The organism is Mesorhizobium sp. M6A.T.Cr.TU.016.01.1.1 (assembly GCF_003952585.1).
Taxonomy (GTDB): domain Bacteria; phylum Pseudomonadota; class Alphaproteobacteria; order Rhizobiales; family Rhizobiaceae; genus Mesorhizobium; species Mesorhizobium mediterraneum.
Map to the genome: position 1 here is coordinate 2,549,568 of NZ_CP034452.1, position 13,812 is coordinate 2,563,379.

Genomic DNA, 13,812 nt, shown 5'->3' on the forward strand with positions numbered 1-13,812 from the left:
CGACTGATATATCAGATGGAGCGACCACCATGTGGACCGGAGTTTTCCCCGCCGTCACGACCAAATTCACTGAGGACGATCGTCTCGACCATGGCGAGATGGAGCGCTGCTTTGCGCTGCAGATGGAGGCCGGCTGCGACGGCATCATCGTCTGCGGCTCGCTCGGCGAAGGGCCGATGCTGTCACATGACGAGAAGATCGACGTGCTGAAGACCGCGCAGAAGATCGCAGGCAACAAGCCGGTTCTGCTGACGGTCAACGAAGCCGGCACGCGCGAGGCGGCGGCGATCGCGCGCCGCGCCGCGAAAGAGGGCGCCAACGGGCTGATGGTGGTGCCGAGCCCGATCTACCACACCAATGAGGAGGAGACGGTCGCCGCACTGCGCGCTGTCGCCGAGGCCGGCGACCTGCCGGTGATGATCTATTCCAACCGGCTTGCCTATCGTGTCGACGTTACCGTCGACCAGATGGAGGAGCTGGCGAAGGACAAGCGCTTTGTCGCCATCAAGGAATCCTCGGACGACATCCGCCGCTCGACCGAGATCATCAACCGCTTCGGCGACCGCTACGACCTGTTCACCGGCGTCGACAATCTGGCGTTCGAGGCGCTGTCGGTCGGCGCCATCGGCTGGGTGGCGGGGCTGGTCACCGCGTTTCCGCGCGAGACGGTCGCCATCTACCAGTTGATGAAGCAGGGTCGCCGCGAGGAGGCACTGAAAATCTACCGCTGGTTCCGGCCGCTGCTCGACCTCGACGTCTCGACCTATCTGGTGCAGAACATCAAGCTCGCCGAAGTCTTGGCGATCAGCACCAACGACCGCGTGCGCATGCCGCGCCAGCCATTGTCGGGCGAGCGCCGCAGGACGGTCGAAAAGATCGTCAGGGATGCGCTGGCGGCAAGGCCGGAGCTGCCGACGTTTTGAGGCAAGCTCTCTTCTTCCCGTTTTACGGGAGAAGATGGCGGCAGCCAGATGAGGGGCAGCGCCCACGTGCAAGGAATTTCCAAGTCGGCAAAAGCGGGGAGCCGCCCCTCATCCGCCCTTCGAGCACCTTCTCCCCGTGAACGGGGAGAAGGGGAAGACATCGCCATTATCGGCGGCGGCATCATCGGCGTCTGTGTCGCCGCCTATCTGGCCGAGGCAGGGCGAAACGTCACGATCTTCGATCGGACGGGGATCTGCGAGGAGACGAGTTCTGGCAATGCCGCCGCTCTGGCCTTTTCCGATGTGCTGCCGCTGGCCCACAAGGGCATGATCAGGCATCTGCCGAAATGGCTTGCCGACCCGCTCGGCCCGCTCAGCATCCCGCCCGCCTACCTGCCGAAGCTGCTGCCCTGGCTTGTCCGCTTCTGGCGCGCCGGGCGAACCGACCGCTACGAGGCCAGCCTCGCGGCGCAGGCAGGCATGATGCGGCTCGCCGAGGCCGAATGGGCCGGGCTGATGGCGCGCTCGGGCACCGGAAACATGCTGCGCGAGGACGGCTCGCTCGAACTTTACGAGAACGAGGCCGAGTTCAAGGCGTCGCTGCCCGGCTGGGCGGCGAGGCAGCGCTTCGGCATCGGCTTCAGCCATGTCGAGGGCGATGCGCTCGCCGCCTTGCAGCCGGGCCTGTCGCCGCGCTTCGTCAAGGGCACTTTCGTGCCGGGATGGAAGACCGTTACGGACCCGAAATCATTGGGCAAGGCGATCTGGGCCTATGCCGAGAAGAACGGCGCGCGTTTCGAAAAGGCTCGGATCGACCGTGTCGGAGCGGGGCAGGATGGCGCGACATTGACGCTGGCCGACGGCACGGCGCGGCAGGCAAAATGCCTCGTCATCGCCGCTGGCGCGTGGTCGCATCTCCTGGCGAAACATCTCGGCGACCGCATCCCGCTCGAAACCGAGCGCGGCTACAACACGACCCTGCCGAAGACCGCCTTCGACGTGAAGCGGCAACTGATCTTCTCCGGCCATGGCTTCGTCGTCACCCCGCTTGAAACCGGTGTGCGCGTCGGCGGTGCGGTCGAGCTCGGCGGCATTAAGCGGTCGCCCAACTACGCCCGCTCGAAAGCGCTGCTCGACAAGGCACAAAAATTCCTGCCGGGGCTTGATCCGGCCGGGGGGCGCGAATGGATGGGGTTTCGGCCGTCGCTGCCGGATTCGCTGCCGGTGATCGGTGGCGCCAGGCAGACCGGCACGATAGTCTATGCCTTCGGCCACGGCCATCTCGGCCTGACCCAGGCGGCTGCCACCGGACGCTTGATCCGCGATCTCATTCTCGGCCAAAATCCGGTGTTTGATCTTTCTCCGTTTTCTCCGAACCGCTTCTGACGGGATCTCGAAATGGCGCGCCACTCCTTCTTTTGCATCGACGGTCACACCTGCGGCAATCCCGTGCGGCTTGTCGCCGGCGGCGGGCCGCTGCTCCAGGGCGCGACGATGATGGAGCGGCGCGCGCATTTCCTGGCCGAATATGACTGGATCCGCACCGGGCTGATGTTCGAGCCGCGCGGCCATGATGTGATGTCCGGCTCCATCCTCTATCCGCCGACGAGGCCCGACTGCGACATCGCCCTCCTGTTCATCGAAACCTCGGGCTGCCTGCCAATGTGCGGCCACGGCACCATCGGCACGGTGACGATGGCCATCGAGCATGGGCTGATCAAGCCGAAGACGCCGGGTTTGCTCAGGCTGGACACGCCGGCCGGCCTGGTCACCGCCGAGTACAAACAGGTCGGCGACTATGTCGAGGAGGTGCGCATCACCAACGTGCCGTCCTTCCTCTATGCCGAGGGTCTGACGGTCGAATGTCCGCAGCTCGGCGAGATCAGTGTCGATGTCGCCTATGGCGGCAATTTCTACGCCATCGTCGAGCCGCAGAAGAACTATCGCGACATGGCCGAGCATTCCGCCGGCGACCTCATCGCCTGGAGCCCGGTGGTGCGGCAGCGGCTCAACGAGAAATACTCATTCGTGCATCCCGACAATCCCGGCATCGACCGGCTGTCGCATATGCTGTGGACAGGGGCGCCGACCGACAGCCAAGCCGATGCGCGCAACGCCGTCTTCTACGGCGACAAGGCGATCGACCGCTCGCCTTGCGGCACCGGAACCTCGGCGCGGATGGCGCAGCTTCACGCCAAGGGCAAGCTTAGAGCCGGCGACGATTTCGTCCATGAATCGATCATCGGCTCGCTGTTCAAGGGCAGGGTCGAGAAGGAAGTCACGGTGGCAGGCAAGCAGGCGATCATTCCCTCGATCGGCGGCTGGGCGCGCATGACCGGATTGAACACGATCTTCATCGACGACCGCGATCCGTTCGCGCACGGATTCGTCGTCAAATAGAGAGGATCTTGACCCAAGGGAAACGAATGGAACGCAAAGATCGACTGCGTCGGCGGCGCAACGATCCCGCTCATCAACTTATTTTGACGGCGATTCCTTCGAAACGACGTGCATTTTGACGCCGAATCGTCAAAGACATTGCGTTATGCCAATGATAGGGTCCGCGATAGTCCAGAGGCCGGAAGGGAAAGAACGGGCAATCCGAGTGGCGTGCTTCAAAATCACGCATGACGATTAAAAAATGACGTTGCAATCCGGGCTCGAAACTTTACGACTAGGGGAAATACGAAAAGGAATGCGTCTGCATGGGCGACATTCCAGGGGAGCCACGACAGCATGCAGTATTTTGTCCAGCAGCTTATCAACGGGCTGACGCTGGGATCGATCTATGGACTGATAGCGATCGGCTATACGATGGTCTACGGCATCATCGGCATGATCAATTTCGCCCATGGCGACATCTTCATGATCGGCGCCTTCACCGCCCTCATCGTTTTCCTTATCCTCGGTGCGTTGTTCTATTCGGTGCCGGTGGTGATCGCGCTCCTGGTCATGATGATCGTCGCGATGCTGCTGACCAGCCTGTATAACTGGACGATCGAGAAGGTGGCCTACCGGCCCTTGCGCGGCTCGTTCCGGCTGGCGCCGCTGATCACCGCTATCGGCATGTCGATCGCGCTGTCCAACTTCGTCCAGGTGACGCAAGGGCCGCGCAACAAGCCGATCCCGCCGATGGTGTCCAAGGTCTACAATATCGAGGGCATCAGCGTATCGCTGAAGCAGATCATCATCGTCGTCGTCACCGCGCTGCTGCTGGCGCTGTTCTGGTACCTGGTCAACAAGACCTCGCTTGGTCGAGCGCAAAGAGCGTGCGAGCAGGACCGCAAGATGGCGGCGCTGCTCGGTATCGACGTCGACCGCACCATCTCGATCACCTTCGTCATGGGCGCGGCCCTTGCCGCCGTCGCCGGCACGCTGTTCCTGATGTATTACGGTGTCATTGCCTTCTCCGACGGCTTCACGCCCGGCGTGAAGGCGTTCACCGCGGCCGTGCTTGGCGGCATCGGCTCGCTGCCCGGCGCCGTGCTCGGCGGGCTGATGATCGGCTTCATCGAGAGCATGTGGTCGGCCTATTTCTCGATCGACTACAAGGACGTCGCCGCCTTCTCCATCCTGGCGATCGTGTTGATCTTCCTGCCTTCCGGCATTCTGGGCCGGCCAGAAGTCGAAAAGGTCTGAGATCATGGTCGGCACCGTATCTCCGGAGCGCGACATCGTCGCCACCCCTGTGCAGCGCGCCACGCGCGAGGCGCTTTATGCCGGCGCCATCGCGCTCGGCCTGTTCGTGCTGTTCATTGGCCTGAGGACCGATCAGAACATCTCGAACGAACTGATCCTCGTACAGCGCTGGTGGCTTCTCTTTACCGTGGTTGTACTGACCATGGTCGGGCGCTTTGTCTATGTCGCCTATGGCCAACCCTTCCTGGCCAGCCAGAAGGTCGTCGACATCGCCACCGGCCTGTTGCCGGAGAGCGCGGCGACGCGGTTCTTCCGGTTGCCGTATTTCATCGCGGCCATCGTGATTGTTGCCGTGCTTGCTCTTCTGGCCGGCTCCCTCGATGATTTGCTGGGGCCGGGTCTTGCCGGTTACGCACGGTTCGCGCGAGCGCTGGCGATCATCTATGCCCTCGCCTCGGTGCTGTTCTATTTCCGCAGCTTCATCCATGCCCACTTCTCGGCATTGGGCATCGCCGCATTGGCGATTTATCCTGTCGTCGTCGTGCTGGTGCTTGCGGTGTACAGCGGATCGATGGTGGGCGGCTTTCAGGGCTCGCTGAAATGGGTCGACAATTTCGGCATCCAGATCCTGATCTATGTGATGCTGGCGTGGGGGCTGAATATCGTCGTTGGCCTCGCCGGCTTGCTCGACCTCGGCTATGTCGCGTTCTACGCCGTCGGCGCCTATGCCTATGCGCTGCTCGGCACGCATTTTGGTCTGTCGTTCTGGATCCTGCTGCCGGCCGCCGGGGCCATGGCCGCCTTCTGGGGCGTGCTTTTGGGCTTTCCGGTGCTGCGCCTGCGCGGCGACTATCTGGCGATCGTGACGCTGGCCTTCGGCGAGATCATTCGTCTCGTGCTGATCAACTGGCGCGAGGTCACCAACGGCTCGGCCGGTATTTCCGGTATCCCGAAGGTCTCTTTCTTCGGGCTGATGTCGTTCAACGTCGCGGACGAAAACTATATCGCCAAGGTGCTCGACATCGCCCAGTCGGGCGCCTACTACAAGATCTTCCTCTACTACCTGATCCTCGGGCTCTGCCTGCTCACCGCCTTCGTCACTATAAGGCTCAGGCGCATGCCCGTCGGCCGCGCCTGGGAAGCGCTGCGAGAGGACGAGATCGCCTGCCGCTCGCTCGGCATCAACACCACCACCACCAAGCTCACCGCCTTTGCCACCGGCGCCATGTTCGGCGGCTTTGCCGGCTCGTTCTTCGCCGCGCGGCAAGGTTTCGTCAGCCCGGAATCCTTCATCTTCCTGGAATCGGCGATCATCCTCGCCATCGTCGTGCTCGGCGGCATGGGCTCGCTGGTCGGCATCGCCGTCGCCGCCATGGTGATGATCGGCGGCACCGAGGCGCTGCGCGAACTCGATTTCCTGAAGCAGGTCTTCGGTCCAGATTTCACCCCGGAACTCTACCGCATGCTGTTGTTCGGTATAGCCATGGTCATCGTCATGGTTTGGAAGCCGCGCGGCTTCGTCGGCAGCCGTGAACCGACAGCCTTCCTCAAGGAGAGCAGGGCTGTATCCGGCTCCTTCACCAAGGAAGGCCACGGCTGATGAGTGATGCGAGCCTATCCATGAACGATGCCATCCTGCAGGTCGAGCATCTGTCGATGAAGTTCGGCGGTCTCGTTGCCATCGGCGACCTGACCTTCCAGGCCAAGCGCGGCGAGATCACCGCGCTGATCGGGCCGAACGGCGCCGGCAAGACCACCGTGTTCAACTGCATCACCGGTTTCTACAAGCCGTCGGAAGGCATGCTCACGCTCAATCGGCGCGACGGCTCGAGCTATCTGCTTGAACGCCTGCCGAATCATGAGATCCCGGCGCGCGCCAAGGTGGCGCGCACTTTCCAGAACATTCGTCTGTTCTCGGGCATGACGCTGCTGGAGAACCTGCTGGTGGCGCAGCACAACAAATTGATGAAGGCATCCGGCTACACCATCCTCGGCCTGTTCGGCTTCGCCGGCTACCGGACAGCGTCGGCCGAGTCGGTCGACGTGGCGAGACACTGGCTGGAAAAGGCCAATCTCGTCGACCGAGCCGACGATCCGGCCGGCGATCTGCCCTACGGCGCGCAACGGCGCCTGGAGATCGCGCGGGCCATGTGCACGGGTCCGGAGCTGCTCTGCCTCGACGAACCGGCCGCCGGCCTCAATCCGAAGGAATCGATGGCGCTCAATGAGCTCCTGATGGACATCAAAGACAACACCGGCACCTCAATCTTGCTGATCGAGCACGACATGGCGGTGGTCATGCAGATTTCCGACCATGTCGTGGTGCTCGAATACGGGCGCAAGATCTCGGACGGCAGTCCGCAAGCGGTACGCACCGACCCGCGTGTCATCGCCGCTTATCTCGGGGTCGAAGACGAGGAAGTCGAGACTGTGCTGACGGAGGTCGGCGACGAAGACGTCATCGAGCAACTGGATACGGGCCCGGATTCGGCGCACGGGCCGGGCACATCATCTTCGTATCTCGCCGGGCCGGTAACCGACACGGTCGGCCATAGCGAAGGCGAACGCGTCACGGTGTCGAAGGGCGCCTCGAAAGCCGGGCAGCTCGATGCAAGGTCGAGTGCCGCAGCAAGCAAGCCAAGCTCGAAGCCTGCCGCAGCCAAACCCAGCGCGAAATCTTCTGCCGCTGCAAAGCCAGCCACCAAGGCACCGGCCAAAAAGGCCGCGGGCGTTTCGAACCGCCTCACAGCACCGCGCGGCGGCAAGGCCGACAATCTGACCCGCATCAAGGGCATCGGCACGGTCAACGAGAAGAAGCTCAACCAGCACGGCATCTTCCATTTCGACCAGATCGCGGCATGGAAGAAGGCCGACGTCGTCGCCGTCGAAGCCTATCTGGCCTTCGACGGGCGCATTGCGCGCGAGGACTGGGTTGGCCAGGCCAAGATTCTTGCCGCTGGCAAGGAGACGGAATTTTCGCGTCGCGTCGATGCTGGGAAGGTGGAGACAAGCCATGTCTCTGCAACGCCTGCGGCGGGCAAGCGCGGAGGGCGCAAGTGATGGCCGGCACAACGCTGCTCGATATTAGGGGTGTCCAGACCTACTACGGCAACATCAGGGCGCTGAACGGCGTCGATGTCACCGTCAAGCAGGGCGAGATCGTGGCGCTGATCGGCGCCAACGGCGCCGGCAAGTCGACGCTGATGATGACCATTTTTGGTGCTCCACGGGCGCGGGCGGGTACCATCACCTTCGCCGGCACCGACATCACCCAGCTGCCGACCCATGAGATCGCGCGCATGCGCATCGCCCAGTCGCCGGAGGGCCGGCGCATCTTCCCGCGCATGACGGTGATGGAAAACCTGCAGATGGGCGCCAGCCTCGACAACCTCCAGCATTACGACGAGGACGCCGAGAAGGTGTTCACGCTGTTTCCGCGCCTGAAGGAACGCATTGCCCAGCGCGGCGGCACGCTGTCGGGCGGCGAGCAGCAGATGCTGTCGATCGCGCGCGCGCTGATGGCGCGGCCGAAGCTGCTCCTGCTCGACGAGCCGTCGCTGGGCCTGGCGCCGCTGATCGTCAAGCAGATATTCGACGCCATCCGCGAGTTGAACCGCACGCAGGGGCTGACGGTGTTCCTGGTCGAGCAGAACGCCTTCGGCGCGCTGAAACTCGCCACGCGGGGCTATGTCATGGTCAACGGCAATGTGACGATGAGCGGCACCGGCAAGGAGCTGCTCGCCGATCCGGACGTGCGTGCCGCCTATCTCGAAGGCGGCCATCACTGAGTTCAGGAGTCTTCATCATGCAGGGCATTCTCTATGAGGAACCCTCGGTCTGGCAGTTCTTCTTCGTCACCTGCCTGCTTGGCGGCTGGGCGGCCTGGATGACGGGCAAGGCCTGCGCCCAGACATGGCGCAGCTTCGTCCAGTTGTTCGCTTACATGCTCGGCCTCGGCATCGCCGTAAGGTTCATCCATCACGCGCTGTTCGACGGCACGATGTTCTCGCTGCAGTACTACATCGTCGATACCATCGTCCTGATGATATTGGGCTTCATCGGCTATCAATACACGCGCACCAATCAGATGGTGACACAGTATAGCTGGCTCTACGAAAGAGCATCGCTTTTGAGTTGGAAACCAAAAGGTTGATGTTCATCATTAACGCCGTTTCGGGGATGAATCGGCGTGACAAGTGCCTGAAAATCGGCAAAGTACGTTTTCTGCGAGTAAAAGTGGGCATCGCATGAAAGCATCATCCACGCCCACTCTGTAAATGGGAGCGTTTTACATGAGAAAATCACTTTTGTCCGCCGTCGCCCTGACCGCGCTCGTCGCGTTCAGCGGAAGCGCGTGGGCTGACATCCTGGTCGGCGTCGCCGGTCCGATCACCGGTCCGAATGCCGCCTTCGGCGCGCAGCTGCAGAAGGGCGCCGAACAGGCTGTCGCCGACATCAATGCGGCCGGCGGCATCAACGGCGAGCAGATCAAGCTCACCGTCGGCGACGACGTCTCCGATCCGAAGCAGGGCATCTCGGTCGCCAACAAGTTCGTCGGCGACGGCGTCAAGTTCGTGGTCGGCCACTTCAACTCGGGCGTTTCGATCCCGGCATCGGAAGTCTACGCGGAAAACGGTATCCTCGAGATCACACCGGCCGCGACCAATCCGAAGTTCACCGAACGCGGCATGTGGAACACGTTCCGCACCTGCGGACGTGACGACCAGCAGGGCAGCATCGCCGGCGCTTACCTCGCGTCGAACTTCAAGGATGCCAAGATCGCGGTCATCCACGACAAGACGACTTACGGTCAAGGTCTTGCCGACGAAACCAAGAAGGCGATGAACGCTGCCGGCGTGACGGAAGTCATGTACGAAGGCGTCAATGTCGGCGACAAGGACTTCTCGGCGCTGATCGCCAAGATGAAGCAAGCCGGCGTTTCCATCATCTATTGGGGTGGTCTGCACACCGAAGCCGGCCTGATCATCCGCCAGGTGGCTGACCAGGGCCTCAAGGCCACGCTGGTTTCCGGCGACGGCATCGTGTCGAACGAGCTGGCCTCAATCGCGGGCGACGCGGTTGCGGGCACGTTGAACACGTTCGGCCCGGATCCGCGTCTGATCCCGGCGAACAAGGAACTCGTTGAGAAGTTCCGTGCGCAGGGCTTCGAGCCGGAGGCCTACACGCTCTACTCCTACGCCGCCATGCAGGCTATCGCGGGAGCCGCCACAGCCGCCAAGTCGAACGATCCGATGGAAGTTGCCAAGGCTCTCAAGGCGAATGGCCCGTTCAAGACGGTGCTGGGCGATCTTTCCTATGACGCGAAGGGCGATCCGACGCTGCCTGGCTACGTCATGTACGAATGGAAGAAGGGCGACGACGGCAAGTACACCTACATCCAGAAAATGTAAGCCTGTCGACGACGGCAGTTCCGGAATGCCCGGCGCTTCGCGCCGGGCATTTTTCGTTTGATGTGCTACCCGTTGTTAAAGCGTCCTTTGCGCATTCGAGGGAAACACGCGGCGCTCAGAGCAAAAAGAATCGATTTAAATCGGTTTAATCGCCGCCCGATTTTGTTTGCGCTGCAGCATTTTCGCGTTAATCATGGCGCCAGTTTCCTTCCCCGTCAGCGTCCGGAGCCTTGTCCTTGGCAATTTCGAAGATCCTTGTCGCCAACCGGTCCGAAATCGCCATCCGCGTCTTCCGCGCGGCCAACGAACTCGGCCTCAAAACCGTGGCGATCTGGGCCGAGGAGGACAAATACTCGCTGCACCGCTTCAAGGCCGACGAAAGCTATCAGGTTGGGCGCGGGCCGCATCTGACCAGGGATATGGGACCGATCGAAAGCTATCTGTCGATCGAGGAGGTGATCCGCGTCGCCAGGCTTTCGGGCGCCGATGCCATCCATCCGGGCTATGGGCTGTTGTCGGAAAGCCCCGAATTCGCCGAAGCCTGCGCCAAGGCCGGCGTCGTCTTTATCGGACCCAAGCCGGATACGATGCGCAGGCTCGGCAACAAGGTCGCCGCGCGCAACCTGGCGATCGAGGTTGGTGTGCCGGTGGTCCCCGCTACCGAGCCGTTGCCGGACGATATGGAGGCGGTGAAGGCGCTCGCCAAGACGATCGGCTATCCGGTGATGCTGAAGGCATCGTGGGGCGGCGGCGGCCGCGGCATGCGCGCCATCCGCTCGGAAACCGATCTCGCCCGCGAAGTGACGGAGGGCAAGCGCGAAGCGAAAGCCGCCTTCGGCAAGGACGAGGTCTATCTCGAAAAGCTGATCGAGCGCGCCCGCCATGTCGAGGTGCAGGTGCTGGGCGACACACACGGCAATGCCGTGCACCTGTTCGAGCGCGATTGCTCCATCCAGCGCCGCAACCAGAAGGTGGTCGAGCGCGCGCCGGCGCCGTATCTCGAAATGTCACGGCGCGAAGAGCTTTGCGATCATGCGCTGAAGATCGCCCGCGAGACGAGCTATATCGGGGCCGGCACGGTCGAGTTCCTGCAGGATGCCGACACCGGCAAATTCTACTTCATCGAGGTCAACCCTCGCATCCAGGTCGAGCACACCGTCACCGAGCAGGTGACGGGCATCGACATCGTCAAGGCGCAGATCCACATCCTCGATGGTTTCGCCATCGGCACGCCTGAATCGGGCGTGCCGGCGCAGAAGGATATCAGGCTCAACGGCCACGCGCTGCAGTGCCGCATCACCACGGAAGATCCCGAGCACAATTTCATTCCCGACTATGGCCGCATCACCGCCTATCGCGGCGCCACCGGTTTCGGCATCCGCCTCGATGGCGGCACCGCTTATTCGGGCGCGGTTATCACCCGTTTCTACGATCCGCTGCTGGAGAAGGTGACGGCCTGGGCACCGACGCCGGCCGAGACCATCGCCCGCATGAACCGGGCGCTACGCGAGTTCCGTATCCGCGGCGTGGCGACCAACCTTACCTTCCTCGAAGCGATCATCAATCACCCGAGTTTCGCCGACAATTCCTACACGACCAAGTTCATCGATACGACGCCGGAACTGTTCGCCAGCGTGAAGCGGCAGGACCGCGCCACCAAGCTGCTCAACTACCTGGCCGACGTCAGCGTCAACGGCCATCCCGAGACGCGCGGCCGGCCGCAGCCGAAGGCGGATGCGGCGGCGCCCATGGTGCCCTATCTCAACGGCAATGTGCCTGATGGCAGCAAGCAGAAGCTCGACGCGCTGGGGCCGGAGAAATTCGCGGCCTGGATGCGCGCGCAGAAAGAGGTGCTGGTCACCGACACGACGATGCGCGACGGGCACCAATCCTTGCTCGCGACGCGCGTGCGCACCTATGACATCGCCGGCATTGCCGGCACCTATGCGCGCGCGCTGCCGCAGCTTTTGTCGCTCGAATGTTGGGGCGGGGCGACCTTCGACGTCGCCATGCGCTTCCTCACCGAAGACCCATGGGAACGGCTGTCGCTGGTGCGCGAGGCAACGCCCAATTTGTTGCTGCAAATGCTTTTGCGCGGCGCCAACGGCGTCGGCTACACCAACTATCCCGACAATGTCGTCCAGCATTTCGTCAAACAGGCCGCCGCCGGCGGCATCGACCTGTTCCGCGTCTTCGACTGTTTGAACTGGGTCGACAACATGCGTGTCGCCATGGACGCGGTCGGCGCCGAGGGCAAGCTGATCGAAGCGGCGATCTGCTACACCGGCGACATACTCGACCCGGCGCGAGCCAAATACGACCTCAAATACTATGTCGCGCTGGCCAGGGAGTTGCAGGCGGCCGGCGCCCATATCATCGCGGTCAAGGACATGGCAGGGCTCTTGAAGCCGACGGCGGCGCGCGCACTGTTCAAGGCGCTGCGCGAGGCGACCGATCTGCCGATCCACTTCCACACGCACGACACGTCAGGCCTGTCGGCGGCGACGGTGCTGGCGGCGGTGGACAGCGGTGTCGACGCCATTGACGCGGCGATGGACTCCTTGTCGGGCAACACCTCGCAGCCTTGCCTGGGCTCGATCGTCGAGGCGCTGAAGGGCACCGAGCGAGATCCGGGCCTCGACCCGCAATGGATCAGGAACATCTCGTTCTACTGGGAGGCGGTGCGCAACCAGTATGCAGCCTTCGAGAGCGACCTGAAGGGGCCGGCCTCGGAAGTCTACCTGCACGAAATGCCAGGCGGGCAATTCACCAATCTCAAGGAGCAGGCGCGCTCGCTCGGGCTGGAGACGCGTTGGCACGAAGTGGCGCAGACCTATCACGACGTCAACCTGATGTTCGGCGACATCGTCAAGGTGACGCCGTCGTCCAAGGTTGTCGGCGACATGGCGCTGATGATGGTAAGCCAGGACCTGACGGTCGCCGACGTCGAAAATCCGGCCAAGGATATCGCCTTCCCGGACTCGGTCGTGTCGATGTTGCGCGGCGATCTCGGCCAGTCGCCCGGCGGCTGGCCGGAGGCGCTGCAGAAGAAGGTGCTGAAGGGCGATAAGCCGATCACTGTGCGACCTGGCTCGCTGTTGAAAGCAGCCAATCTCAAGGCCAGCCGCAAGGAGATCGAGGAGAAGCTCGAGCGCAAGCTTAGCGAATTCGAATTCGCCTCGTGGCTGATGTACCCGAAGGTTTTTTCCGACTTTGCCGCAGCCCAGGAAACCTACGGGCCGGTCAGCGTGCTGCCGACGCCGACCTATTTCTACGGCATGAAGCCGGAAGACGAGATCTTTGTCGACATCGAGAAAGGCAAGACTCTGGTGGTGCGCTGCCTGGCCATCGGCGATGTCGACGAGAAAGGCATGGTCACCGTGTTCTTCGAGCTCAACGGCCAGCCGCGCCGGATCAAAGTGCCGGATCGCGCGCATGGTGCTTCCGCCGCCAAGGCGCGGCGCAAGGCCGAGCCGGGTAACGAGGCGCATGTCGGCGCGCCGATGCCGGGCGTGGTCTCGGCACTTGCCGTCGCCGCCGGCCAGGCGGTCAAGGCCGGCGACGTGCTGCTGTCGATCGAGGCGATGAAGATGGAGACGGCATTGCATGCCGAGCGTGACGGCATAATCGCCGAAGTGCTGGTGAAGGCCGGCGACCAGATCGACGCCAAGGATCTGCTGATCGCATTCGGGTGAGATAGGACTATCCCAGGCAGAGTTGTCCGTGCTTGGCGGCAGCCTTTCATGCCGCATCGATAACAGCTTGACCGGTCGCCCCCGGTCGGGCATCGAACCGCTGCAAATTCGCCGCGACACGTTCCTGAGTCGCGGCATGGAAAA

General features: G+C 62.7%; 10 protein-coding genes. All 10 read left to right on the plus strand.

What is annotated here, in order from left to right:
- Positions 1–29: 29 nt before the first annotated feature.
- The 10 genes from EJ075_RS12165 to pyc all read left to right on the plus strand — a co-directional run bounded on the left by EJ075_RS12165 (position 30) and on the right by pyc (position 13,668).
- Positions 30–923, plus strand: coding sequence for a dihydrodipicolinate synthase family protein (locus tag EJ075_RS12165; RefSeq protein WP_126104497.1), 894 nt, complete (start codon positions 30–32; stop codon positions 921–923).
- 48 nt (positions 924–971) lie between these two features.
- Complete coding sequence (locus tag EJ075_RS12170; protein ID WP_126104498.1) at positions 972–2,309, plus strand: FAD-binding oxidoreductase; 1,338 nt, start codon at positions 972–974, stop codon at positions 2,307–2,309.
- Positions 2,310–2,321: 12 nt separating this feature from the next.
- Complete coding sequence (locus EJ075_RS12175) at positions 2,322–3,323, plus strand: 4-hydroxyproline epimerase (RefSeq protein WP_126104499.1); 1,002 nt, start codon at positions 2,322–2,324, stop codon at positions 3,321–3,323.
- Between the two features lie 336 nt (positions 3,324–3,659).
- A complete protein-coding gene (locus EJ075_RS12180; protein WP_095487485.1) occupies positions 3,660–4,562 on the plus strand; it encodes a branched-chain amino acid ABC transporter permease LivH in 903 nt (300 codons plus the stop codon).
- A 4-nt stretch (positions 4,563–4,566) separates the two neighbouring features.
- Positions 4,567–6,162, plus strand: coding sequence for a high-affinity branched-chain amino acid ABC transporter permease LivM (livM, locus tag EJ075_RS12185; protein ID WP_095487483.1), 1,596 nt, complete (start codon positions 4,567–4,569; stop codon positions 6,160–6,162).
- Positions 6,162–7,622: an ABC transporter ATP-binding protein gene (locus tag EJ075_RS12190; RefSeq protein WP_126104500.1), complete on the plus strand. Its 1,461-nt coding sequence runs from the start codon at positions 6,162–6,164 to the stop codon at positions 7,620–7,622. Before livM ends, EJ075_RS12190 begins: the two co-directional genes overlap by 1 nt.
- Positions 7,622–8,350, plus strand: a complete 729-nt coding sequence (locus EJ075_RS12195) for an ABC transporter ATP-binding protein (RefSeq protein ID WP_126107320.1) — start codon at positions 7,622–7,624, stop codon at positions 8,348–8,350. The genes EJ075_RS12190 and EJ075_RS12195 overlap by 1 nt, the downstream gene beginning before the upstream one ends.
- A gap of 17 nt (positions 8,351–8,367) precedes the next feature.
- Positions 8,368–8,715 carry a DUF6867 family protein gene (locus tag EJ075_RS12200; protein ID WP_126104501.1) on the plus strand — a complete coding sequence of 116 codons (348 nt, stop codon included), beginning with the start codon at positions 8,368–8,370 and terminating at the stop codon, positions 8,713–8,715.
- A gap of 139 nt (positions 8,716–8,854) precedes the next feature.
- Positions 8,855–9,973: a branched-chain amino acid ABC transporter substrate-binding protein gene (locus EJ075_RS12205; protein ID WP_095487475.1), complete on the plus strand. Its 1,119-nt coding sequence runs from the start codon at positions 8,855–8,857 to the stop codon at positions 9,971–9,973.
- A gap of 236 nt (positions 9,974–10,209) precedes the next feature.
- Positions 10,210–13,668 (plus strand): pyruvate carboxylase, encoded by a 3,459-nt coding sequence (gene pyc / locus EJ075_RS12210; RefSeq protein ID WP_126104502.1) that lies wholly within the window; start codon positions 10,210–10,212, stop codon positions 13,666–13,668.
- The last annotated feature ends 144 nt before the right edge of the window (positions 13,669–13,812 follow it).